This window comes from Erythrobacter sp. Dej080120_24 (assembly GCF_036322605.1).
GTDB lineage: Bacteria > Pseudomonadota > Alphaproteobacteria > Sphingomonadales > Sphingomonadaceae > Erythrobacter > Erythrobacter aurantius.
This window is the reverse complement of record NZ_AP027262.1, coordinates 2,524,660-2,548,201: the sequence shown is the minus strand read 5'-3', so window position 1 is coordinate 2,548,201 and position 23,542 is coordinate 2,524,660. Positions and strand designations below refer to the sequence as shown.

The 23,542-nt window shown below is 61.2% G+C and carries 19 protein-coding genes and 1 pseudogene; 6 read left to right on the top strand and 14 right to left on the bottom strand.

What is annotated here, in order from left to right; genetic code table 11:
* Positions 1-7: 7 nt before the first annotated feature.
* The 6 genes from sucD to AABA34_RS12160 form a co-directional block, all read right to left on the bottom strand.
* Entirely contained in the window at positions 8-898 is an 891-nt protein-coding gene (gene sucD / locus AABA34_RS12185; RefSeq protein WP_338302851.1) for a succinate--CoA ligase subunit alpha, read from the bottom strand.
* Positions 899-1,204, bottom strand: coding sequence for a hypothetical protein (locus AABA34_RS12180; protein WP_338302850.1), 306 nt, complete (start codon positions 1,202-1,204; stop codon positions 899-901).
* A gap of 175 nt (positions 1,205-1,379) precedes the next feature.
* The gene (gene mdh, locus AABA34_RS12175; protein ID WP_338302849.1) at positions 1,380-2,342 is read right to left on the bottom strand and encodes a malate dehydrogenase; all 963 of its coding nucleotides are present in this window, start codon (positions 2,340-2,342) and stop codon (positions 1,380-1,382) included.
* Between the two features lie 270 nt (positions 2,343-2,612).
* Positions 2,613-4,604 carry a putative bifunctional diguanylate cyclase/phosphodiesterase gene (locus AABA34_RS12170; protein ID WP_338302848.1) on the bottom strand — a complete coding sequence of 664 codons (1,992 nt, stop codon included), beginning with the start codon at positions 4,602-4,604 and terminating at the stop codon, positions 2,613-2,615.
* A 96-nt stretch (positions 4,605-4,700) separates the two neighbouring features.
* On the bottom strand, positions 4,701-5,072 hold the full coding sequence (locus tag AABA34_RS12165; protein ID WP_338302847.1) for a hypothetical protein: 372 nt from the start codon (positions 5,070-5,072) through the stop codon (positions 4,701-4,703).
* A gap of 149 nt (positions 5,073-5,221) precedes the next feature.
* Positions 5,222-6,400, bottom strand: coding sequence for a cell wall hydrolase (locus tag AABA34_RS12160; RefSeq protein ID WP_338302846.1), 1,179 nt, complete (start codon positions 6,398-6,400; stop codon positions 5,222-5,224).
* 154 nt (positions 6,401-6,554) lie between these two features.
* On the opposite strand from AABA34_RS12160, the gene AABA34_RS12155 reads away from it, so the two are divergent.
* The 3 genes from AABA34_RS12155 to AABA34_RS12145 are packed head-to-tail and all read left to right on the top strand — an operon-like array spanning position 6,555 to position 9,108.
* On the top strand, positions 6,555-7,397 hold the full coding sequence (locus AABA34_RS12155; protein WP_338302845.1) for an ABC transporter substrate-binding protein: 843 nt from the start codon (positions 6,555-6,557) through the stop codon (positions 7,395-7,397).
* Positions 7,394-8,362, top strand: coding sequence for a FecCD family ABC transporter permease (locus AABA34_RS12150; protein ID WP_338302844.1), 969 nt, complete (start codon positions 7,394-7,396; stop codon positions 8,360-8,362). The genes AABA34_RS12155 and AABA34_RS12150 overlap by 4 nt, the downstream gene beginning before the upstream one ends.
* Positions 8,359-9,108 (top strand): ABC transporter ATP-binding protein, encoded by a 750-nt coding sequence (locus AABA34_RS12145; protein WP_338302843.1) that lies wholly within the window; start codon positions 8,359-8,361, stop codon positions 9,106-9,108. Before AABA34_RS12150 ends, AABA34_RS12145 begins: the two co-directional genes overlap by 4 nt.
* A gap of 291 nt (positions 9,109-9,399) precedes the next feature.
* Here AABA34_RS12145 and AABA34_RS12140 read toward each other — a convergent pair whose 3' ends face one another.
* Together AABA34_RS12140 and AABA34_RS12135 are read right to left on the bottom strand one after the other, a co-directional pair.
* Positions 9,400-9,783 (bottom strand): hypothetical protein, encoded by a 384-nt coding sequence (locus AABA34_RS12140; protein ID WP_338302842.1) that lies wholly within the window; start codon positions 9,781-9,783, stop codon positions 9,400-9,402.
* A 119-nt stretch (positions 9,784-9,902) separates the two neighbouring features.
* Positions 9,903-10,988: a hypothetical protein gene (locus tag AABA34_RS12135; protein WP_338302841.1), complete on the bottom strand. Its 1,086-nt coding sequence runs from the start codon at positions 10,986-10,988 to the stop codon at positions 9,903-9,905.
* A 274-nt stretch (positions 10,989-11,262) separates the two neighbouring features.
* On the opposite strand from AABA34_RS12135, the gene uvrA reads away from it, so the two are divergent.
* On the top strand, positions 11,263-14,157 hold the full coding sequence (gene uvrA, locus AABA34_RS12130) for an excinuclease ABC subunit UvrA (RefSeq protein WP_338302840.1): 2,895 nt from the start codon (positions 11,263-11,265) through the stop codon (positions 14,155-14,157).
* A 233-nt stretch (positions 14,158-14,390) separates the two neighbouring features.
* On the opposite strand, the pseudogene AABA34_RS12125 reads toward uvrA, so the two are convergent.
* Both AABA34_RS12125 and AABA34_RS12120 read right to left on the bottom strand, forming a co-directional pair.
* Positions 14,391-15,477 (bottom strand): annotated as a pseudogene (locus tag AABA34_RS12125) (IS5 family transposase).
* A gap of 194 nt (positions 15,478-15,671) precedes the next feature.
* Complete coding sequence (locus tag AABA34_RS12120) at positions 15,672-17,477, bottom strand: NACHT domain-containing protein (protein ID WP_338302839.1); 1,806 nt, start codon at positions 17,475-17,477, stop codon at positions 15,672-15,674.
* Positions 17,478-17,945: 468 nt separating this feature from the next.
* Between AABA34_RS12120 and AABA34_RS12115 the strand changes: the two genes are divergently transcribed.
* The gene (locus AABA34_RS12115) at positions 17,946-18,989 is read left to right on the top strand and encodes a hypothetical protein (protein WP_338302838.1); all 1,044 of its coding nucleotides are present in this window, start codon (positions 17,946-17,948) and stop codon (positions 18,987-18,989) included.
* Positions 18,886-19,353 (top strand): CHRD domain-containing protein, encoded by a 468-nt coding sequence (locus AABA34_RS12110; protein ID WP_338302837.1) that lies wholly within the window; start codon positions 18,886-18,888, stop codon positions 19,351-19,353. Before AABA34_RS12115 ends, AABA34_RS12110 begins: the two co-directional genes overlap by 104 nt.
* On the opposite strand, the gene AABA34_RS12105 is transcribed toward AABA34_RS12110, so the two are convergent.
* From AABA34_RS12105 to AABA34_RS12090, 4 genes are all read right to left on the bottom strand, one after another.
* Positions 19,342-19,863: a septal ring lytic transglycosylase RlpA family protein gene (locus AABA34_RS12105; RefSeq protein ID WP_338302836.1), complete on the bottom strand. Its 522-nt coding sequence runs from the start codon at positions 19,861-19,863 to the stop codon at positions 19,342-19,344. The two genes, AABA34_RS12110 and AABA34_RS12105, sit on opposite strands and share 12 nt — an antisense overlap.
* A gap of 613 nt (positions 19,864-20,476) precedes the next feature.
* Positions 20,477-20,707: a hypothetical protein gene (locus AABA34_RS12100; RefSeq protein ID WP_338302835.1), complete on the bottom strand. Its 231-nt coding sequence runs from the start codon at positions 20,705-20,707 to the stop codon at positions 20,477-20,479.
* Between the two features lie 231 nt (positions 20,708-20,938).
* On the bottom strand, positions 20,939-22,153 hold the full coding sequence (locus AABA34_RS12095) for an argininosuccinate synthase (protein WP_252258083.1): 1,215 nt from the start codon (positions 22,151-22,153) through the stop codon (positions 20,939-20,941).
* 63 nt (positions 22,154-22,216) lie between these two features.
* The gene (locus AABA34_RS12090) at positions 22,217-23,518 is read right to left on the bottom strand and encodes an SAM-dependent methyltransferase (protein WP_338302834.1); all 1,302 of its coding nucleotides are present in this window, start codon (positions 23,516-23,518) and stop codon (positions 22,217-22,219) included.
* Positions 23,519-23,542 lie beyond the last annotated feature (24 nt).

The following is a 23,542-nucleotide window of genomic DNA, read 5'->3' as shown; positions in this document are numbered from 1 at the left end:
GGAGGGGTTACGCCATTTCCTTCAGCAGATCGGCGAGCGTGGTGCCGAGTTCCGAAGGCGAGGGCGAAACGCGGATGCCGGCGGCTTCCATCGCTGCGATCTTGTCTTCTGCGCCGCCCTGTCCGCCGCTGACGATCGCGCCAGCGTGGCCCATGCGGCGGCCCGGAGGCGCGGTGCGACCGGCGATGAAGCCGACCATCGGCTTCTTGCGGCCCTTGGCGGCTTCCTGCTTGATAAATTCGGCGGCTTCTTCTTCGGCGCTGCCGCCGATTTCGCCGATCATGATGATGCTCTCGGTTTCCGGATCGTCGAGGAACAGGTCGAGCACGTCGATGAAGTTAGTGCCGTTCACAGGGTCGCCGCCAATGCCGACAGCGGTGGTCTGGCCGAGGCCAACCATCGTCGTCTGGTGCACGGCTTCATAGGTGAGCGTGCCCGAACGCGAGACGACGCCGACGCTGCCCTTCTTGAAGATCGAACCCGGCATGATGCCGATCTTGCATTCGTTCGGGGTCAGCACGCCGGGGCAGTTCGGGCCGATCAGGCGCGATTTCGAGCCCTTCAGCGCCGCCTTGGCGCGAACCATGTCGAGCACCGGAATGCCCTCGGTGATGCAGATGATCAGTTCCATCTCGGCATCAATAGCCTCGCAAATGGCATCAGCAGCAAAGGGCGGGGGTACGTAGATGCACGAAGCGGTCGCGCCGGTCGCAGCCTTGGCTTCGCGCACGGTGTCATATTGCGGCAGGCCGATATGCTCGGTGCCGCCTTTGCCCGGCGTCACACCCGCAACCATCTGCGTCCCGTAATCGAGCGCCTGCTGCGTGTGGAAAGTGCCGGTATTGCCGGTCATCCCCTGGGTGATGACCTTGGTGTCTTTGTTGATAAGGATGGACATTCAGTTTGTCTCCGCTTTCGTCCCTACGACTAGGCGCAGGCTTGGTTTTTCCATTGTTCCAGCTGGTGCAATTTGAACGATGTGCCCTTGCGCCCGAAAGGTGATCTTTCCTTCGTCATCCGGGGCAGGCAGCCTACCGCCAAACGCGTCGGTGAACTGTTTCATGACGTCGAAGGATTCAATGCGAGCATTGACCATGCAAACCCCGTTGCCTTCCAAGGCGCTGAGGATGATGATCGGGCTGCGTTCCGCATGACCGAAGATGATTGGCCCGCCTTCGATGGGGTTGCCGTCGCCGTCTGACATGGTGGCACGAGCCCAGCCAAGCGACGTCAGCGAAGCGACATCAATCGCTCCGCTGTCGGTCGCGGCGAAGCAATCATTATAGCTCTCGAAGATTTGGGGCAGGGGCGCTTCACGCAGTTGCGCCGCGGCCGGAGCCGCGGCGAGAACCGCAATCGCAAGCGCCGCAGAGGCTTGCTTAAGCAAGGCTGCTGTCCAGACCCTTGCACGCCTCAAGCAGTTCCTCGACCGCGTCGGTCGAGACCTTGAGGTTAGCCTTTTCTTCGTCGCTCAGTTCGATTTCGACCACATCTTCGCAGCCGTTCGCGCCGATCACCGTGGGGACGCCGACATACAGCCCGTCGAGGCCGTACTTGCCTGCAACGTAGCTGGCGCAGGGCAGGATGCGCTTCTGGTCGCCCAGATAGGCTTCGGCCATCGCAATCGCACTGGTGGCGGGCGCGTAATAGGCCGACCCGGTGCCGAGCAGCTGGACGATCTCGCCGCCGCCGCTGCGGGTGCGCTTGACGATTTCGTCGATACGTTCGGGTGCGACGCCCTTGATCTTGGCATAGTCGTTCACCGGGATGCCGTTGATCGTGGTGTAGCTGGTGACGGGAACCATGGTGTCGCCGTGGCCGCCGAGGACGAATGCGTTCACGTCCTTGACCGAGCAGCCGAATTCCCATGCGAGGAAGGTCGCAAAGCGCGCGCTGTCGAGCACGCCCGCCATGCCGACCACCTTGTTGTGCGGCAGACCGGAAAATTCGCGCAGCGCCCACACCATCGCGTCCAGCGGGTTGGTGATGCAGATCACGAATGCGTCGGGGCAGTTGTTCTTGATGCCTTCGCCGACGGCTTTCATCACCTTGAGGTTGATGCCGAGCAGGTCGTCGCGGCTCATGCCAGGCTTGCGCGGAACGCCGGCGGTGACGATCACCACGTCTGCGCCCGCGATATCGGCGTAATCATTGGTGCCTTTGATGTTGGCGTCGAACCCTTCGATCGGACCGCACTGGCTGAGGTCCAGCGCCTTGCCCTGAGGCATGCCTTCGGCGATGTCGAACAGGACGATGTCGCCCATTTCTTTCTTCGCGGCGAGGTGGGCGAGCGTGCCGCCGATCATGCCGGCGCCGATGAGGGCAATTTTCTTGCGGGCCATAGGTGTTATCCCTCCCAGGGAAATACGGGACGAAAACAGACCATAGGGGCGTTTCCCCGGCATTCGTCCCACTGGCCGGGCACCCGCATCTGGCGGCGGGGTAGGCGGGTGAAAGGGGGATTGCAACCATCAAAAGGTCGCATTTCTCAACTATTTTTGCAAATAGTTTGCAAGAGCAATAAGCCTCAGGAGTTATACCTGTCCTGCGGCGGCTCTAGCGTCCATGCCATTGCTGTTGTGAGAGAGGGACAGGCGCGATGCCTGCGAATGTCAGCCAAGCGCCTTGCGGCCTTCCTGTTCGCGTTCTTGCGCCAGCAGCATTGCGGCAAGGTAGTCGGGCACGGCGCGGCTGAAGTAATACCCCTGGCCAAGGTTGCACCCGGCATCCTTCACCGCTTGCACCTGCTCGATCGTTTCCAGCCCTTCGGCGACGATATCCATGCCCAGCGTGTTGCCCATTTCGGCCACGGCACGGATGATCGCGTCGCTCTTGCGCCCGACCTGCGTGCCGGAGACGAAGCTGCGATCGACCTTGATCTTCGAGAAGGGGAACTTGTTGATGTAGCCGAGCGAGGAATAGCCCGTGCCGAAATCGTCGAGGGCAAAGCGGACGCCGATCTCCGACAGTTCCTCGATAAACGACGCTGTGGCGTGGTTGTCCTCGATGAACAGGCTTTCGGTCACTTCCAGCTCCAACCGGCGCGGATCGAGCCCTGCTTCGCGCAATGCATTCTTGATACCCAGCGCCGCGCCCGGAGCGCGGATCTGCAGCGGCGAGAGGTTGACCGCCACGGTCACTTCTTCGGGCCAGCTTGCCGCAACGCGTGCGGCCTGCGCGGTGATCCAGTTGCCCAGCGTCACGATCACGCCGGTTTCCTCTGCCACCGGAATGAATTCGTCGGGGCGCAATTCGCCTTTTTCCGGGTGGAACCAGCGTACCAGCGCCTCGAAGGTCTTGATCCGCCCGGTCTCCAGATCGACGATCGGCTGGAAGAAGATCGACAGTTCGTCGCGTTGCAGGGCAGAGCGCAATTCGTCCTCGATCTCGCGGCGGCGCACCAGATCGCGGCTCATCGCACTGTCGTAGAAGCAGGTTTGCGAACGCCCGCCGACCTTGGCGTGATACAGCGCAAGGTCCGCGCTCTGCATCAGCGTGTCGGCATCGCGTCCATGTTCGGGCAGCATCGCCACACCCAGCGAAGCGCGCACTTCCAGCCGCTCGCCGTCGATACGGAACGGGCGCATGATTTCAGCGTGAACTTCGCTCGCAAGCCGCTCTGCGTCCTTGCGCCCTGTGATGGGGCAGAAAACGATGAATTCATCGCCGCCGAAACGGGCGACCGTCGCGCCTTCGGGTGAAACGCTGCGCAGCCGTTTTGCCACTTCGTTCAGCACCCTGTCGCCAACCGGGTGGCCGAGCAGGTCGTTGACTTCCTTGAAACGGTCGAGGTCGATCCAGAAGAGCGCGAGGCAGGTGTCGTCTTCGACCGCCATCATGGTTTCGACCATCGCGTGATTGAGACCGGCGCGGTTGGCAAGGCCCGTCACGACATCGGTTCGGGCAAGAATCTGCATCTTGTCAGCCAGTTTCTTGCTGGTTTCCGCAGCCGCGATCGAATCGCGCAGAACCTTGAAGATGTTGGTCGCGATGGAAATCATCGCCGGGATCAGCAGCAGGATAGTGAAGCCCAGCGCGATGAAACCGATGCTGCCGACCCAGAAACAGGCAAGCGCGATCGGCACGCAGGACAGGGCAAGTTGCCCGATGGCGATTGTCAGGCGTCCGGCGTTGCGCGCCGAAACGCCGATGCCATAGCCTAGAGCATTGGCAACCATCAGCACCACGACTTCGGCGTTGGTGCCCACCAGAATGGTGAAGGCCGCGGTGCAGCCCAGCGCCAGCGCATAGCTGAAAGCGCCGACTTCATAGACCATTTCGAGCGTGGCGGTGCTGTTGCCTTCGCTATCGGGGGAAAGGCCGAGCGCCGCGACGACACGCGCCACCGCGATCATGCCAAGAATGACCGCCGCAACCCATAGCTCCGGCAGGCCGGCGATCCAGGCAGAAACGCCGGCGGCCGAAACTGTCGCCAAAGCCCCGATCGCGAGGCTGGAAGGTTGGGCATAGAGAGTGGTGACGAGCATGCGACGAACACGCTCGGACAGCTGGTCCGAGCGTTCGCGCGATGGCTGTTCACGCCCTTGCTCCAGCCCCGGCCTTGCGGGATGGAGGAGCGCATTCAGGAAACGGGTCACTCCCATACAATGACCCGGTTAGATCAAAGTGGTCAAATACAGGTTAACGCGCAATCTGGGGTGCGGCTGTCTGACCCGCACAGGCCGTGCGACGGTTATGGTTTACGGCTGCGCGCGATCGACCGGGAGGTTTGGCGAAAGCATTTCCGCCTGCCGTGCCAGCCTGCGATCCAGTGTGCGGGTGATTCCCAGCCACCACTGATATCCTTGGCGATCCCCGGCAAAGAATGCCTCTTCGGCCTTTGCCCGGGCCTCGCGTGCGGCGCCTAGGCCGTGCTGGGCAAAATGCCGCAGGGCGGCGCGCAGGATCTGGTCGTTCGCCGCCTGGCTGGCCGATCCATCCCCATTGTCATTGGCCACGCGTTCCATTGCGCGGGCCACCATCGCCCGGGCAATCGGGGCGCAAGCCGGAGAACGCCCGGGAACTTTAGCAGCGGCGAAATGGATGGGCATGGGCCTTGCGTATCCGTTCATGGCGTTGCCCCGATGTCGTCATGTCAGACCACAAAGGCGGGCAGTGCGCGGGTGTTCAAGCAATAAGCGGTGCAATAGGGGCGGGCCCGCTAAGGCTTGGTGTCACTTCACGGTTGAGAGCGCGTTAACCGTGAATATGTCGCGGCGATCTAGCGGGGCTGAGCCATTGCACCTTCGTTGGCGCGTTCGGTTGCAAGCCGTCGTTCTTCATTGGCGAGCGCGGCGCGCGCCGCGTCGGTTTTCCACTGGCCTGCCCGCGAGTAATCCTGCCGCACCTGGCCGACGGCGGAATAGGCGGGATCAGCCAGAACCGGCTCGGGCGCGGGTGCCGCTTGGCGCGATGGTGCGGACGAAGACACCGGCGTGGGCAAAGGACCGGCTGTCACTTCGGTAGAATACTGCAGCCTTGGCGCGTCTCCCGCAGGCGGCGGGGTCACGCGTCCGCTCACGCCCGGTTCGAACCCGGCATAGCGTGTGGTGAACGCGCCTTTCTCTCCTGCCGCGCCGCGATTGCGATAGAAACGGTGCGCGCCGATAGTGCCGACATGATCAAGTGTCGCGGCCCAATAGGGATTGACCCAGAGCGTGTGGTAATGCGTCGCGTGGCCCACAGGGGCGTAGACGCTGCCTGACAAGGCCTCGCTGGCGATCCGGCGGGCGCGGTCCCAGCTTGCGCCGCGTGCCTTGCGCGAAAGGCTGCCGTCGCAGGTGAAGGTGAACTGGCACCCGGTCGAGCGTTCCGAACCCTGATACACCACCCCGCAGACGCTGCCCGGCCAATTGGGATGGGCAACCCGGTTGAGCACGACCTGCGCGACGGCGCGCTGGCCGGCTTCGCTTTCGCTGGCGGCTTCATACCACACGGCCTGCGCCAGACAGTCGAGAGCGCGATCATGGCCAAGGCCGGCACCGCTGAAGAAGGGGCGGGCTGCGGGGCCGACATCGATGATCTCGCCGAGTTCGCGGCCTGCTTCCGCTCCGGGATCGCGGGCATCGGTTGTCGGCAAAGCGATCAGCGCGCCGGTGGAGGGCGGATCGGCGAGGAAGAAGAAGGCCGATCCGGGAAAGCTCATCCCCGGACGCTCGAAATCCATTGGCGGATTGTCGGCCATTTGCGCGGCGAGGCGGGCGCTGACCAGTTCCGCCTCCGTCGGCGCATCGCCCGGCAGTTCGCCGAAATCGCCGGGTGTAGCCATGGCGGGAACGGTGATGATCGCCAGCAAGACCGCGATCCGCTTGCGCAGGGTGCGTGCGCCGTCGTCGCGCAGGTGGATCCTGCTTGAAGTATTTGGGGCCTTGCGGGCAAGAAGATGGCGGAGCGGGTTCATGGCGCGCTTTGGCGCGTAGCGGGGAAGGAGGGCGCAAGCGAGCGGCCTGACACCCGCTGTCCCGAAAGCAAACAGCTTGATCAAATCGGTTAACAAGTCGGACCACGCGCCCGCTTGCAGGCTTGCAGCGCGCCGCCTATCGCAGCGGTCGGATATGGGATGGCGCGGGATCAGAACGGGAGTGGCAGCTTGTGCGCTGACGCTGGCGGCTTGCACGCCTGCCGCGCCGGATATGCGTGGTGGTGAGGAACTCGTGCCCTCTGGCCCGACCATCGTCAGCCTCAACCCGTGCCTTGATGCGATACTCGTCGAAATCGCCGATCCGTCTCAGGTGCTGGCGTTGTCGCATTACAGCCGTGATCCTGCCGCAAGCTCTATCCCGCAAGGGGTTGCGCAAGACTTTGGCTTCACCGGAGGTACGGCGGAGGAGGTGATCGCGCTTTCGCCCGATCTGGTGCTGGCTTCGATTTTCATCGCGCCTGCCACGCGCGACGCGCTGGAGCGGGCGAGCTTGCGGGTCGAAACCTTCGGCAGCCCGACAAGCACCGCCGAAAGCGTAGAGCAAGTGCGTGCGCTTGCTCAGGCCGTGCACCGGGAGCCTCAAGGCGAGGAATTGGCGACGCGGATCGAAGCGGCGCTCGCGGGCGGCGAGGCACAGTCGCGACCGGTTTCGACGCTCCTGTGGCAGCCGGGTGAGATCGTCGCGGGCGAAGCGACGCTGGTCGCCGAAATGCTGCAATCACGCGGGTTTCAAAGCCACGCCGCGGCCATGGGTCTGGGACAGGCCGATCATGTTGCGCTGGAGACAGTGCTGGCCGATCCGCCCGAGTTGCTGCTGGTCGCAGGTGACAGCGCGGGACAGGGCCATCCGCTGCTTGCCCGACTTGAGCAGACGCGGGTTGAGACAGTCGATCCCCGCCTGCTGTTCTGTGGCGGCCCCAGCGTGATCGCGCTGGGGGACAGGCTCGATGAAATCCGCGTGAGGCTCCGGCCATGAACCGCGCCACGCTGACATTCGCCGCGCTGTTGGCGGTGCTGGTGCCGCTGTCGCTGCTGGCGGGGAGGGTATGGATTTCCCCCTTTGGCGGTGCAGGGCCGGACAACGCCGCGCTGATCCTGATGGAATTGCGACTGCCACGGGCGGTGCTGGCGATAGTCGTGGGCGCAGGTCTTGGCGCGGCGGGGGCGGCAATGCAGGGATATCTGCGCAATCCGTTGGCCGATCCGGGGCTGTTCGGCATCGCGCCGATGGCGGCATTGGGCGCGGTTGCAAGCTTCTGGATCGGGGCGACATGGGCGCTTCCGATAGCGGCTTTGGCAGGCGCGGGTCTCGCCATGGCGCTTCTCGCGCTGATCGCGGGGCGCACACCCGCAGGCGCGGGCGGAGGCATCGCGCTGTTCACGCTGGCAGGGTTGATGATCGCGAGCCTTGCAGGCGCGCTCACCGCTCTGGCGATCACCATGGCACCCAGCGCCTTTGCCCTGTCGCAAATCGTCATGTGGCTCAACGGCGCATTGACCGATCGTTCATGGGCAGAGGTATGGATCGCCGCACCGCTCACGCTCGCGGGGATCGGGGTGCTGCTGCTCGCCGCGCGCGGGCTTGACGCGCTGACCCTGGGCGAAGCAGCGGCGCGATCGCTCGGCATGGACCCGCAGCGGCTGCTGTTGCTGCTCGTCGCCGGAGTGGGCCTGACAGTCGGCGCAGGGGTAGCGGTGGCCGGGATCATCGGATTTGTCGGCCTGATCGTCCCGCACCTCGTTCGCCCCATGACCAACCGGATGCCGTCTTCGCTGTTGCTGCCCAGTGCGCTGGCGGGTGCGTGCCTTGTTCTGGCGGCGGACAGCGCGGTGCGCATCCTGCCCTTCGTCACCGAACTGCGGCTGGGCATTGCGCTGTCGCTGATCGGTGCGCCGTTCTTCCTGTGGCTGCTGATCCGGATGCGGAGGGGAACGCTGTGAGCATTGCGGCCGAACAGCTGGCGCTGGAGCGCGGCGGGACAAGGGTGCTTGACGGGATCAGCGCCGCGCTCGCCCCCGGAGAAATCACCGCCATCGTCGGCCCCAATGGAGCGGGCAAGTCCTCGCTGCTGCTCGCGCTCGCAGGCCTGATCGCGCCGGAGTCGGGGCAGGTGACTCTGGACGGCGCGCCCCTCACGACGCTCGATCCGGTCATGCGGGCCAAGGCGATCGGTTACCTGCCGCAAGGGGCCGATATCGCATGGGACGTGGCGGTGGAGACGCTGGTGGCACTGGGCCGGATGCCGCATCGCGATGATCGAAGGGAGCCGGTCGACGCCGCGCTCGCCGCGCTGTCGCTGGAGACGCTGCGCCATCGCCCGGTCAGCACGCTTTCCGGCGGAGAGCGCGCGCGGGTGCTGCTGGCCCGCGTGCTGGCGGGGGAACCGCGCTGGATCCTCGCGGACGAACCGCTTGCCGCGCTCGACCTTGCGCACCAGCTGGCCCTTTGTGGCCATCTGCGAGACTGCGCCGATGCAGGTGCGGGGGTGGTGATCGTGCTGCACGATCTTGCGCTGGCGATGAACCATGCGGATCGGGTGCTCGTTCTGGATCGCGGAACAATGGCCGCTGACGGGCCGCCGCAAACGGCCCTGTCGTCGCAGGTGATCAAGCAGGTCTGGGGGGTGGATGGGCAATGGCTAGGCCAACCGGGTCAGAACGCGCTGGTGACGCTCACCCAGGGCTGACAGGTGCAACGTCCACCTTGGGTGTCCCCAGAAGCGCGATCTAACCCGGCGCGGCGCTAGGGGCACCGAGCCCTTCCTCTGTCAGTCAACCGACTGCCCAAAGGTGCGACCCGAAGGGCTGAAGCGGAAGACCTGCAAAGAGAAGCCCTGTATCGGGAAAATACCGTAGAAATGCGCCTTCATTTTTTCTGTAGCCCTTTGGAAAATCCCGGAATTCTGCGGATTACGAGGGTGAAAAAATTTGCAGGAAGGGCATTTTCAGGGGTTCAGTGCGCCTATTCCGGCCCTCGATCACCCCGCGCAATAGCGGTATTCGCCCGCTTCGCAGCGGCGAACGGCTTCGCGCCATTGCTCCATCCGGCGTTCGTATTCGGCGCGGGCCTGTTCGTGATCGGCCAGGGCCTGCGCATGGGCGCGCCGCGCCTCCCATCCGCGCGCATATTCGGCATCGCGCGAGCGGACGTAACGCAATTGTTCGCGATTGAGGCGACGGATTTCCGCCCGGTCACGCGCCAGTTCTTCGGCGCTGAGTCCGCGGCACTCTTCGGGATTGCAGGCAAAAGCGGGGGCGGCGGCAAAGGGCAATGCGGGAATGACAAGGCTGGCAAGCGCCAGCGCTGCGGCAAGACCGGCGCGGGCGGAAATGCGGGAAAAGGGGGAACAGTTGTGCGACATCAAAGGCTCCTTTCAACCCCACAACGCGAACCGCAGGGCTTTATTCCCTGACAGCCTGCAGCCGGAGAATTGAAAGGAATGCTCGCAAACAGGGTAAACCGGAAAGGGGATGGACGCGGCTAGAGCTTTGCCCGCGCCACGCATTGCTGAACATTTGTCTCGAGCTGGTCGATTTGGATTTCGACTAAGCGCTCGTTTTTGCTTTCCTCGCTGTCAAAGCTCAGCACCCCGGCATTGCGGGCCATTTTCGCCGCACCGTTTGTTGCGGCGCCTTCAGCCTCGGCCTGCTGCTCCGCCTGGTCTTCGCTTCTCTCGGCAAGCGCTTGCAACTCGGTGGCAAGGCTCTGCGGATCAGTGACGGTGCCTGCCGCACGCAACCTGCGCCCGAGCACTTGGTCGATTTGCGAAAGGCCACCGGCGATGATCTGGAAATACTGGCGGCGGACATCGACTTCGATCGTTCCGTTGTTGGTTTCCTTGCTGATCGTCAGCGCGTCGGTTCGCGTCGCGTTCTTGATTTGCAGCGCAGCTTGCAGGATCACCAGATTATCCCGCAATCTGGCAAGCGCTGCCCGTTCAGATTGCAGCGCGCTTTCTGCGCTTGCCGCCGCGGACAGCGCGGCAAAGGCATCAGGAGCCAACTGCGCCTTGTTCTGCGCGATTTCTGCCAGCGCCTCGTCCTTTTCCTCGATCACCTCTTCAGTCTGTTCGATCGCGGTGGCCAGTTGTTCGGCCTCCTCGTTCGTTTCGACCGGATCGCGCGTGTTGAAGAAGCCGACGCCCACGGCACGGTTCTTGACGCAAGTAACCGCGTCTAGCGCGGCATCGAGATAACCGGCCTTTTCCGCCGGGGCGTAATAGCTGTTGGCGCGATTGTAGACGAGCGCGCCGCCCGCAGCGGCCAACCTGCCATCTTCACTCAGCCCGAAATTGCCGCCCAGTCCCGCAGCCACCAGCGCAAGCAGGGAAGGCACTTCAAAAATCTGCCGACCATCGGACGCGGCCGCGAGCGAACAACGATAGACCGCCTCGTAATTGTCAGCCAGCGCCAGCGCCCCTTCTATATCCGGCGTGATCTGGATCGGCCCGCCTTGCGCGGTTGCCCGTGTAAAAATGCAATCATCATGGCTTTCGATTTTGCCGCGATAATTCGTATCGACATAAGGAGGAGCGAAACTGAACGTGCTGCATCCGGATGTTGCCAAGCCGAGCAATATTGCAATGCAAGCAATTCTTGAATTTGGTTTTGACATTTGCCGCCCCCCATTTGCCGCGAATTTCAGTTCCGGCAATTTCGCGCTGGTTTGACAACTGCACAACTTGAGTTTTTCTGTACCCCGGCAAGAATTCGGCAATCGAGAAACCCAAACCGCTGCCGGCCGTTGCATGGGGGCGGGTGCGCACCATGTTGGGGATCACTGGCCGCCGCGCGCTGCTGCCTCTTTACACTTGCGAACATTTCCGGAACAGACTTCCTCTATGCTGACAAAGATCTCCGTCCGCGGCGCGCGGGAACACAATCTCAAGGGTATCGATATCGATCTGCCGCGCGATGCGCTGATCGTGGTCACGGGGCTTTCGGGCAGCGGCAAGTCTTCGCTGGCGTTCGACACCATCTATGCCGAGGGACAGCGCCGCTATGTCGAAAGCCTTTCGGCCTATGCGCGCCAGTTCCTCGAAATGATGCAGAAGCCCGACGTCGAGCATATCGACGGCCTAAGCCCCGCGATCAGTATCGAACAGAAAACCACCTCGAAGAACCCGCGTTCGACCGTGGCGACGGTGACGGAGATTTACGACTACATGCGCCTGCTGTGGGCGCGGGTGGGCGTGCCTTATTCCCCCGCCACGGGGGAACCGATCAGCGCGCAGACGGTGTCGCAGATGGTCGACCGGGTTATGGACCTGCCCGAAGGCACGCGGGCTTACCTGCTCGCCCCGGTGGTACGCGGCCGCAAGGGTGAATACCGCCGCGAGCTGGCCGAATGGCAGAAGGCGGGCTTTACCCGTGTGCGGATCGACGGGGAATTCTACCCGATCGAGGAAGCCCCCGCGCTCGACAAGAAGTTCAAGCACGACATCGAAGTGGTGGTTGACCGGATCGCGGTGAAGGACGGCCTGCAAACGCGGCTGGCGGATTCCTTTGAAACCGCTCTGAAGCTGGCCGAAGGGCTGGCCTATATCGATCTGGCCGATGGCGTGGTTCCGGGGCGCGAGGGCGAAGATCAGGGTGGCGGAGCGATGAAAGGCGCGGGGCTGCCTGCCAACCGCATCGTCTTTTCCGAGAAATTCGCCTGCCCTGTTTCCGGCTTCACGATCGAGGAGATCGAGCCGCGCCTGTTCTCCTTCAACTCGCCGCAGGGGGCGTGTCCGACCTGTGACGGGATCGGCGAAAAGCAGCTGTTCGATCCGCAGCTGGTCGTCCCGAACGAGGCGCTTTCACTGAAGCAAGGGGCGGTGGTGCCATGGGCGAAATCGAACCCGCCTTCGCCCTATTACATGCAGGTGCTCGCCAGCCTCGCGCGGGCCTATGATTTCGACCTGACGACGCCGTGGCGCGATCTGGAGCCGGATCAGAAGCTCATCATCCTGCATGGAACGGGCGGCATGCCGGTGCCGCTGACGTTCAAGGACGGGCGCAAGGAATACACCGTCAACAAGCCGTTCGAAGGCGTGATCGGCAACCTCAACCGCCGCATGATGCAGACCGAAAGCGCGTGGATGCAGGAGGAACTTTCGAAGTTCCAGACCGCGCAGGCGTGCGAGACTTGCGGCGGCAAGCGGCTGAACGAGAAAGCGCTGGCGGTGAAGGTTGCCGGGGTCGACATCGCGCAGCCGGTGAAGATGAGCGTCGCCGATGCGAAAGCGTGGTTCTTGCGGCTAGACGATCACCTGACCGAGCAGCAATCCCAGATCGCCCGCGCCATCCTGAAAGAGATCAACGAGCGGCTGGGCTTCCTCGACAATGTCGGGCTCGACTACCTCAACCTTGACCGCACATCGGGCACGCTGTCCGGCGGGGAGAGCCAGCGCATCCGCCTCGCCAGCCAGATCGGCAGCGGGCTTTCGGGCGTGCTCTACGTGCTCGACGAACCCTCCATCGGCCTGCACCAGCGCGACAATGACCGGCTGCTGGAGACGCTCAAACGCCTGCGCGATCTCGGCAACACGGTGATCGTCGTCGAACATGACGAGGACGCCATCCGCAGCGCTGACCATATCGTCGATCTCGGCCCGGGTGCAGGCGTGCGCGGTGGCGAGGTGGTGGCGCAGGGGACGCTGAAGCAGATCCTCAAGGCCAAGGGCTCGCTCACCGCCGATTACCTCACCGGGCGCCGCAAGATCGAGGTGCCCGCCACCCGCCGCAAGGGCAACGGCCACCATCTGACGGTGAAGGGCGCGGCGGCGAACAATCTCAAACATGTCACCGCCTCGATCCCGCTCGGCACATTTACCTGCATCACCGGGGTCAGCGGCAGCGGCAAATCGTCCTTCACCATCGACACGCTGTATGCCGCCGCGGCCCGCACATTGAACGGCGCACGGGTGATCGCAGGCAAGCATGACGCGATCGAAGGGCTCGAATATTGCGACAAGGTGATCGAGATCGACCAGTCGCCCATCGGCCGCACCCCGCGATCCAACCCGGCGACCTACACCGGCGCCTTCACCCAGATCCGCGACTGGTTCGCCGGCCTGCCCGAAGCCCAGGCGCGCGGGTACAAGCCGGGGCGCTTCTCCTTCAACGTCAAGGGCGGGCGGTGCGAGCAGTGCACCGGCGACGGCCTGATCAAGATCGAGATGCACTTCCTCCCCGATGTTTATGTCACCTGCGAGGAATGCGGCGGCAAACGCTACAACCGCGAAACGCTGGAGGTGAAGTTCAAGGGCCACTCCATCGCCGACGTGCTCGACATGACGATCGAGGACGCGGAGGAGTTCTTCAAGGCCGTCCCCCCGATCCGCGACAAGATGCGGATGCTGAACGAGGTCGGCCTCGGCTATGTCAAGGTCGGCCAGCAGGCGACGACGCTATCGGGCGGAGAGGCGCAGCGGGTGAAGCTGGCGAAGGAGCTGTCCAAGCGATCGACCGGGCAGACGCTTTACATCCTCGACGAACCGACCACGGGCCTGCATTTCGAAGACGTGCGCAAACTGCTCGAAGTGCTGCACCGGCTGGTGGAGCAGGGCAATTCCGTCATCGTCATTGAGCACAATCTGGATGTCATCAAGACGGCAGATCACATCGTCGACCTAGGCCCGGGAGGCGGTGTCAGAGGCGGTGAGATTGTCGCCGAGGGTACGCCGGAGGAAGTGGTGAAGGTGGAGCGGTCGTTTACGGGGCGGTATTTGGCGCCGTTGTTGGAGCGGTAGCGTGAGAAGGCGGGGCGTGCCGGCGATCAACGTAAAAAAGACCAAGTCGCTCCTGCATCGAACAAGGCTGAGACTACATGTTGAGCTGGACACCCGCAACAACCACATGTTTTCGGCGCAAACGGTGGGATAATAGATTGAGCAAGCAGAGTGGCTGCCTGAGCGCCTGATTATGGGAGTTTTCCGGTTGCCTTCTGGCCATTTTCTGCCTCGCGTGTGCCTTCCAGACGCACCTATCCGGTGGCGGCTTGTCGTTCATGGAAGATCAGGCGGTCGAAGTTGTAGACCAGGTTCGCGAGGGTGAGCTTGGCCTGGGCGCGGGCCAAACCGATGGTGCGGATGAAGAGCCCGTATCGCCCCTTCTGATGGGCAAAGACATGCTCGACGCGGGCGCGGACCGCTGACTTGGCGGCATTTGCGCGTGATGTCTCGCTCGGGCATCGGCTTGCCCTTGGGCTTGCGGCGATGGATGCGACTTTTGAACATATGCCGTGACAGCCACGTCTCGTTCTTTCGGCTGCGATAGGCGCTGTCAGCCCAGACATCGCTAGCCGTGTTGTCCGGATCGATCACATGGCGCAGTTCCCGCCCGTCGCTATGCGCCGCCGAGGTCACCTTGCCCTTTCGGATAAAGCCGAAGCGTCGATCAATGCTGATATGGCTCTTGTAGCCGAACACCGGCGTGGCGATCTGCGGAAGAGGCGTCCCATCGGCGCGGTACCGGACCTTGCCTCCGACCTTGACCGTCCAACGGGCATCGACATCCTTCTGGTGCGCCTTGTTCGGCTTGCCTGGCCAGATCTGCTTTGCTGACCTGCCCGCCTTCACCGCGGCCTTCTCGTCCTCGGTATTGCGCTGCTTGGGAGCCGGCACCAGCGTGGCGTCCACGATCTGCCCGCCCATAGCGAGATAGCCGCGTTCGCGCAGTTGCTGCTCGAAAGCCTGCATCAGCGCTTCGAACGTGCCGCTTGTCGTCAGTCGGTTGCGGTAGTGACGGATGGTGTTCTCATCGGGCATCGTGCCGCCCAGATCGAAGCCGAAGAAGCGCATCCACGAAAGCCGGTCGCGGATCATGAACTCCATGCGGGCGTCGGAAAGGTTGTGCTGCGCCTGCACCACCAGCACTTTGAACATCGAAACTGGATCGAACGGCGGCCTGCCGCCCTTCGCACCATCGCTGTATCCCAGCCCCTCTACCAGCAAGGAGCGGAAACGCTCGAAGTCCACTGCGTCTGCCAAAACCTCAAGTGGATCGCCATCCCGGCTCAGTCGCTCCAGGTGCTCCGAAAGTGAAAACAGGCTCGATGGTTGCATCAGCATTATCTCCTCGCCGACGCTGAATCACATCAGTACGGGAAATGCGAGGGGTTATTGCGGGTGTCCAGCTGTCTAGCTCGACAAGGCTAAATGCCTAACAAGTACAACCTGATCGATGGTTGGATTTCGCCTCCCTTTGTCGAGATTCTCGACCATAAACAGCCAAATCGATTCTTAAGAACTGGGCGCAAATAAATTTAAAGAAATCTCTTGTCGATGATCCATTCGTTACCCATCGATTTCACCAAATATTGGCCGCGGTTTCGTGTAGGTTCGAGAACTCCTGGTCGACGTAACAATAAGGCTAACGAATTGCTTGATTGTGTATGAGATGCTAACTTCGATATCGCTGACTCAATTTCAGATATTTCCGAACGCTTTGGGGTGGGGTAGATGAATGTAAGCACCGAGAATATGGAAACCAGCGATATGGCTAGGTCGTTGTTGGTTGCGAGCTCAGGTAGTTCTAACTCAAGTCTCCGAAGGTAAGGAATGAGTGTGCTTAGAATGGCTTCGGGGTTGGAGCGAATGCGCCGCCTCGCGTGTGAGGCAACCTCGGCAAGGACCTGCGCCAAGAACTCTGATGGATTTGCTGATAGAGATGTCGCCACAGCAAGAGTTGCCGGTGATATGTTCAGGTAATGCTCAAAGCTTTGCTTTTTAGGAATCCCAACTAAGTGCTTTGCAGCTAGAAATTCCTGAACAGTAAGATGGCAGAACTCATAGTGCTCAAATCCAGATTCGACGATTATTCCTGTATGGCTTTCGACTTCAGATAAAACATCTTGAAATCCGCCCGATGGCAGGCGATACATTTTGCTGATTTTTAGATAAAGTTCCTCAAGAGATTGAATCTTGAATCTCTTCTCTTTGTTTTCAAAGATCAGAGAAAACGCTATGTGACTTATGAATCGAAGTTTTTTCTCTGACAGAAAGCCAGAGAATTGAGTTTTTCGGCTTAAATCTCTTTGACGGTCCCATCTGTCGATCAAAAGCCATGTAATCCGTTCGTAAACGTCCTTTGGGCAGTCAGGCAATTCTAGCCCTTGGTTGAAAATTATTATAAGAAGCGTCAGAAATAATGGTCGATCGAGTACGTCTTGGTAGGGAACTTTCTGTATCTCTTTTAGAAAAGCGACTGGATCGTCGGCCCATAAATCCACGATCTCCCTTATCTCATCTGCAGATAAGGCTTCAATAGCGAGGAGATTTATTGAAATAGTCGAGGAATTCCAATCGCCAGCGCGACAAGTGGCAAGCAGCTTTATGTTAGGGCAAGCGTTTAAGAAATCTGACAAGTTTCGCTCAAAGCTTGATCTATAATTTGAATCTATTTCATCAATTCCATCTATAAGTATTGCAAAATTTCGCGCCCTTATCAATGGGTATATTAAATTTTGAGCATCGATGAAGCTTGAGCTTTCCCAACTATTTTTTAGTTCTCGAAGCCTAGTGTTACGCTTGTCTATAGATTTTATCTTAGATAATTCCTCATCATAGGAAGATTTGTCAAAATCTCTAAAGCTTACGCCAAATATGCTGGCAAGTTTGTGTACCAAGGAGTTTTCTTGGTGGAGGTCGCGAGCCAATACTACAATTGGGGCGTCAATCTTGTCATCGTCTGATTTAGGGCCCTTAGTGATTATGGACCGGGTAATACGCTTTAGCAGCGTAGTTTTTCCACATCCAGGATCGCCGAGGATTAAAAAATTTTCAGACATTGATAGAAGATCATCCTCTTCTATGAAATTGGCTGAATTGAGCCTCTTGTCGACTGAATAGAATTTTCTTGGCCTATCGGTTATTGATAATTGAATCGTGTCCCGCTCAGTAGGAACGGGTTTCGCCATTCCGAACATTTGAATGTTGGAGCTCCAGCCTTCGGCCCATATTACATGGTTCCTGAACGCTTGCTCGGTGCTGTCGCGTTCGATTTTGAGAAATCGACTTCCGAATTTCGCTATGTCCTTCGACAAAGCATACAAGAATCCTTCGGAAACCATAATTTGCCCACCTTTGTAATTGTGAATGCGACTATTCAGAATTTGACCTAATTATCAAGCATTCGATGTCACAACTTTGATTACATCGTCTGCAATTTCCTACACCCCCCATCCTGCCATACGTACCCCGGCTCATGTGTTTGTAGCGCCTCGGGCGCCGGCCTTCGCATTCGCTCACTTGGCTTAGGTGCCATCGGGCGCGGCGCCAGCGGTTGGGGGTGGGTCTCTTCTTCCCGATTTTCCTACTCGGCGGGTTTCGTATAATTGGGCCGGTTCACTGCAATCGAAAAGGTGAACCATGAATTGTCCCGATACTCCCCCGATCCTCCGTCCTGTTTCATTCTCCCTCCCCTCGTCACTCCCGCGCAGGCGGGAGTCCAGCTGGATCCCCGCCTGCGCGGGGATGACGAGGGGGTGTGCCGCGCTGCCGGGGAGAAGTGCGGCGCTGCCTTGCAAGGGAGGCGCGGCATGATCTCCTATTCCGACTTCGCGCTCGAAGACGCGGCGCTTGCCTCCTCTCACCCGCCTGTTCAGCCGCTGGCCGGGCCGCATGGGGAGGGGCATTCGATCCTTGGCCCCAATGCGCAAGGGGCGTTCCTCAAATCGCTGCAGCTGTTCGGCAATGTCCGGCTGGCGTGCCGGGCGGCGGGTGTCTCGGCGCAGACGGCGTACCGGGTGCGGCGGCGCTCTGCTTTGTTTGCGCAATTGTGGGATGCGGCGCTGGTGGCGGCGCGCGCGCATGCGGAGGCGACGCTGGCCGATCGCGCGATCAACGGGGTGGAGGAACCGGTGTTCTACCACGGAGAGGAAATCGCGCGGCGGCGGCGGTATTCCGACAGGCTGCTGCTGGCGCATCTCGCCCGGCTTGACCGGATGGAGGCGCGTGAGGATGTCTCCGCGCTGTTGCCGCTGCTCGACGATGCGATTGCGGCGCTGGACGAGGGCGCGGACCTGTCCGAAGTGCTGGAGCGCGCGGCCCCTGCTGCGGGTGCTGCTTGCGGTGGTGAGGTGGCGGCGCAAGGGCCGGAAAACAAACCCCAGGACAGTGTTCCATCCGTTCCATCCTGTAGGGTTTCCCACTGGACGCCATGCGAGGAATGCGGCGGGCAATGTGCCGATCCTGATGCCGAATTGACCGAGGCGGATTGCCAGTGGCTCGGCAACCGGCTTGACCGGATGGATGCGGCGCGGCCCGATGATGCGCCCACGCCCTATGATCTGGCGCGCGAGGGGGAGGGCGAGAACTCGGGCGCGATCGAGGCGGCGCAACTGGCCGCCTTCGAAGCGGGGGTGGCCGAATGGTGGCTGGTGACCGGGTTTGACGAGCTTGTGGAGAGCCTTTGCGAAACGGGCTTCAACGACTCGGCAGAGGGGGATATGCTGCCTCTTCCTCAAGGGGAGAGGGATCATGAACTGGAAGACGGCTATTGGGAAACCGATGAACGCCTTTGGCCTCGTGCTCGTCGGCGTAGGGGCGCTCGGCATGGCGGTGGCTCCGGCGCAGGCCGATGACGAAGTGCACTCGCTGGGGGCATCGCTTTTCGGGGAATACGAAGTCGATCACGAAGGCGCGGGCAAGGATGCCGGCGGCGACTTCACCGGAGAGATCGACATGGGCCGCGGGACGTTGTGCTACTACCTCGAGGTGTACGGCCTCGACGAGGTGACGGCGGCGCACATCCACAAGGGCAAGGATGGCGAGAACGGCCCGCCGGTGGTGGTGCTTGAGTTCGAGGGCGCGGACCGGGACGAGGTGTGCCTGGAGGTCGAGGCGGAACTGCTGGCTGACATGGCGCGGCACGAGGAACGCTACTACGTCAACGTGCACACCGCAGCCTATCCGGCCGGGGCGATCCGGGGGCAGTTAGGGAGCTAGCAGCTCCAGCTCGACCGGGGCGTGGCCGCGCGCGATCATGCCGAGCTCCTCTGCGGCGGCGCGGCTGACGTCGATGGTGCGCCCGCGCACGAAGGGCCCGCGATCGTTGATGCGCACGGTGACGGAGCGGCCATTGCGCGGGTTGGTGACCCTGACGAGGCTGCCAAAGGGCAGGGTGCGGTGCGCAGCGGTGAAGCCGTGCATGTCGAACGGCTCGCCACTGGCGGTGCGGCGTCCGTGGAACCTGCGCCCGTAGTAGGAGGCGATGCCGGTGCCCAGGCTGCTTGCAACGGTGGCGTCTTCAACCGGCGGCTCGAAGCTGTCGAGGTCAACGGCGGTGGAAGGCACTACGGGATCGAACGCGGAAAGATCGCTGCCAAGCGGCTCGACAGCGCCTTCGAACTCGGCGGCGAATGGCATCGTCTCATACGGCTCTGCCGCGAGATCGGTAGAGTCCGAAGGTTGCGCGGTGGAAGCGGCAAGGGGAGCGCCAAACAGGCATAGAGCCATGCCCACTCGCAATGCGACGCGTGTGGCGCGCGGCCGGTGCGTAGGCACAGGCGAAAGGCGTACAGAGCTTCCCATCCGATGGCGCCCATACAGGTTCAAGTGGTCAAAGGGCAAATCGACCAAGGTCGTACCGGCGCAAGAAGGGGGCATTGCGGCGCGAAGCGAGCCGGGAATGCGGTGAACCGATGAGCTTTCAACCGGCTCTTGCGAGAGCTGCCAGCGCAGACTGCGCCAAGGCTACGGCTTGATGCTGAGTCCCATAAAGCAAATGGGGCCGGCATTTCTGCCGACCCCACTCTCACCAGCGCGTGGGCATCTGCGGTTCACATTCCAACTGGCAAACCAGTCTTCCTGCATCCGTCAGCGCACTTGGCGCCCGATGTCTATGCCGCGTCCGGTTGTGCTTTCCAGCTCGCGCTTTCTTGCACCGCCTTGCTTCGCGGTTCGTCACCGGCGCTCGCACCGGCATCCGACCATGCTTCGTGACGGGTTCGCTCTGTTCGGGCCGAAACCCTCTCTTCGCGTTGCCTGCCCCTTGGCAAAGCCGAGACCGCGATCCTGTGACTGGGGAGTCAAACGCTCCAGTTCCAGGCTCGAAAGCCCTTTCCTACAGCTATCTCCAGCCGGTATCGTGGCCGATACCGGTGACGTCGTTCGCACTCTCCTCAACCAAGCCGACTTGCTTTTGGCCGAAACCCTTTGCAAACCGTCTCTCAGACAGCGCGTGGACAGTCGTCACCGCATCTTTGAATCTCGAAATCCCTTTTAGATCAGTTCCTTGCGGATCTTTTCTTTCGGGCTTTTTTGTTCCGAAGACAGTTTGAGACTGCTCCCGAATCGCCATTCCGGCAAGGTTTCCAAGCGCGAGTTTTCCACTTTTGACACTATCTCCTGTGGAGATCGGTGGACAACTCAACGGTTCATCGCATTTGACACTTGCTGGGGGGAACCAGCTTGAAGAAGCCGCTCAGACTTCTGGAAAATGCGAAAATAGACGCATTTCGAATCTTGCGTTCGACTGAAACGAGGTGTCGAGGCGCGCGGGAAGAACCCCTTCGGTCCCGTCCGAGTCGCCCTACCGGTTGCGCTGCGCCAGCAACCGCAGCCGCAGGGCGTTGAGCTTGATGAAGCCCTCGGCATCCTTCTGGTCATAGGCGCCGGCGTCATCCTCAAACGTCACATGCGCTTCCGAATAGAGGGAATTCGGGCTCTTGCGTCCCACGACGCTAGCCAGCCCCTTGTACAGCTTCAGGCGAACCGTACCGGTCACCTTTTCCTGACTCAGGTCGATAGCGGCCTGCAGCATCTCGCGTTCGGGTGCGAACCAGAAACCGTTGTAAATCAGTTCCGCATATTTCGGCATCAGCTCGTCCTTGAGGTGCGCCGCGCCGCGATCCAGCGTGATCTGTTCGATGCCGCGATGAGCACGGGCGTAGATCTCGCCGCCGGGCGTTTCGTACATCCCGCGTGACTTCATCCCTACGAAGCGGTTTTCGACCAGATCGAGCCTCCCGATCCCGTGCTTGCGCCCTAGATCGTTGAGGGCCGTGAGCAGGGTAGCCGGAGACATCGCCTCGCCATTCAGCGATACGCCATCACCACGTTCAAAGCCGATCTCAATGTATTCGGGAGTGTCCGGCGCATTTTCGGGGTGATCGGTGCGCGAGTAGACATAGTCGGGTGTCTCCTCCCACGGATCTTCAAGCACCTTACCTTCGGATGAGGTGTGAAGGAGGTTCGCGTCGGTCGAGAACGGGCTTTCGCCGCGCTTGTCGGTCGGCACCTTGATCTGGTGGGCTTCGGCCCATGCGATCAACGCGGTGCGCGAAGTCAGGTCCCATTCGCGCCACGGGGCGATCACCTTGATGTTCGGATCAAGCGCATAGGCCGACAGTTCGAAACGAACCTGATCGTTGCCCTTGCCGGTTGCACCGTGCGCGATCGCATCGGCTCCGGTTTCATGTGCGATTTCAACCAGACGCTTGGAGATCAGCGGGCGGGCAATCGAGGTGCCGAGCAGATAGTCGCCTTCGTAGCGAGCATTCGCGCGCATCATCGGAAAGACGAAGTCACGCACGAATTCCTCGCGCAGGTCTTCGATGAAGATGTGCTTGTCCGGAATCCCCATCGCGCGTGCCTTGTCGCGCGCCGGTTCGATTTCCTCGCCCTGGCCAAGGTCGGCGGTGAAGGTGACAACCTCCAGCCCGCGCTCGACGCTGAGCCATTTGGCGATGACGCTGGTATCGAGACCGCCTGAATAGGCGAGGACGACCTTCTTGATGTCGGACATTGCGGCGTAACTCCTGAATTCGCTGCGCCCCATGCCGATAAAACTGCGGGAAGGAAAGGGGGCTTACTCCGCCGCTTCCTTCAGTCCCGGATCAAACCGCCATGTCGGCACCTTGCCCACGTCGCGCAGACGGGCGCTTTCGTGGTGCATGTATTCGCGGGTCATCGGGATCGCGGCGCGGTCTTTCACATATTGCAGTTGCCAGTTGACCATACCGCCGTTGCGGAAACTCTGTTCGGCCCCGGCAAGGTAGAACAGCCACATGCGATAGAACACTTCGTCATACATCCGTGTGATCTCTTCGCGGTGCATCACGGTGCGATTGTACCACTCCTCAAGCGTGTGGCTGTAGTGGAAGCGCATCGCCTCCACGTCCATCACCTGGAAACCGGCCTTTTCGCTTTCCTTCACCAGTTCGGATAGGGCGGGGATGTAACCGCCGGGAAAGATGTATTTGCGGGTCCATGCGTCCGTCCGCCCTGGAGGCCCTGCGCGGCCGCAGCAATGCGAGATCATCACCCCGTCCTTGGCGAGCAGTTCGTGGGTCTTTTCGAAGAATTGCGGATAGTGGATCGTGCCGACATGTTCGAGCAGGCCGACGCTCGAGATGCGGTCAAACTGTCCGGTGACATCGCGATAATCGAGCAGCTCGAACTTCACCTTGTCGGCGACGCCTGCGGCTGCTGCACGCTCGTTGCAGAACTTGATCTGATCGGGGGCGAGGGCGACGCCAAGCACTTCCACACCGTACATTTCGTGCAGGTAGAGGCCGAAGCCGCCCCATCCGCAGCCGATGTCGAGAACGCGCATTCCTTCGCATTCGCCGGGCTTCAGATACAGCTTGGCGGCGAGATGCGCCTTCTTGTCCATCTGCGCCTTTTCGAGCGAAGTGTTTTCCGGATCCTCGCGGTAATAGGCCATGGTGTACTGGCGATCTTCGTCGAGGAAGCGTTCGTACAGCTCACGCGTCAGATTGTAGGTATGCTCGGCGTTCTTGCGGGCTGACGCGCGCAAGTTGATGCCGTCGATCGCGGAAGCGACTTTCTCCGCTGCCTTTTTCAGAATGCCCTGTTCCTGGATCGCACTGTCGCCGATGCGTTTCGAATTGGCGGTCACAAACAGCAGCAGGTCGCGGATGTCGTGCGGTTCCTCCACCACCAGCCACCCCCACATGAACGCCTCGCCAGCGCCCATCTGCGGGTAGCGGGCGATGTGATTGGCGGCCTTGCGGTGGGTCAGGCGGATATGGAGCGGCGGGCTCCCCTCTACGGCATTTCCGTATTCATAGGTCTTGCCGTCGTGATCGGTGACGACCAGCTGGCCTTCGCGGATGACATTTCCAAGAAATTTGTCGAGCAGCCACATGGATTAAGCGTTCCCCTTCCGCGT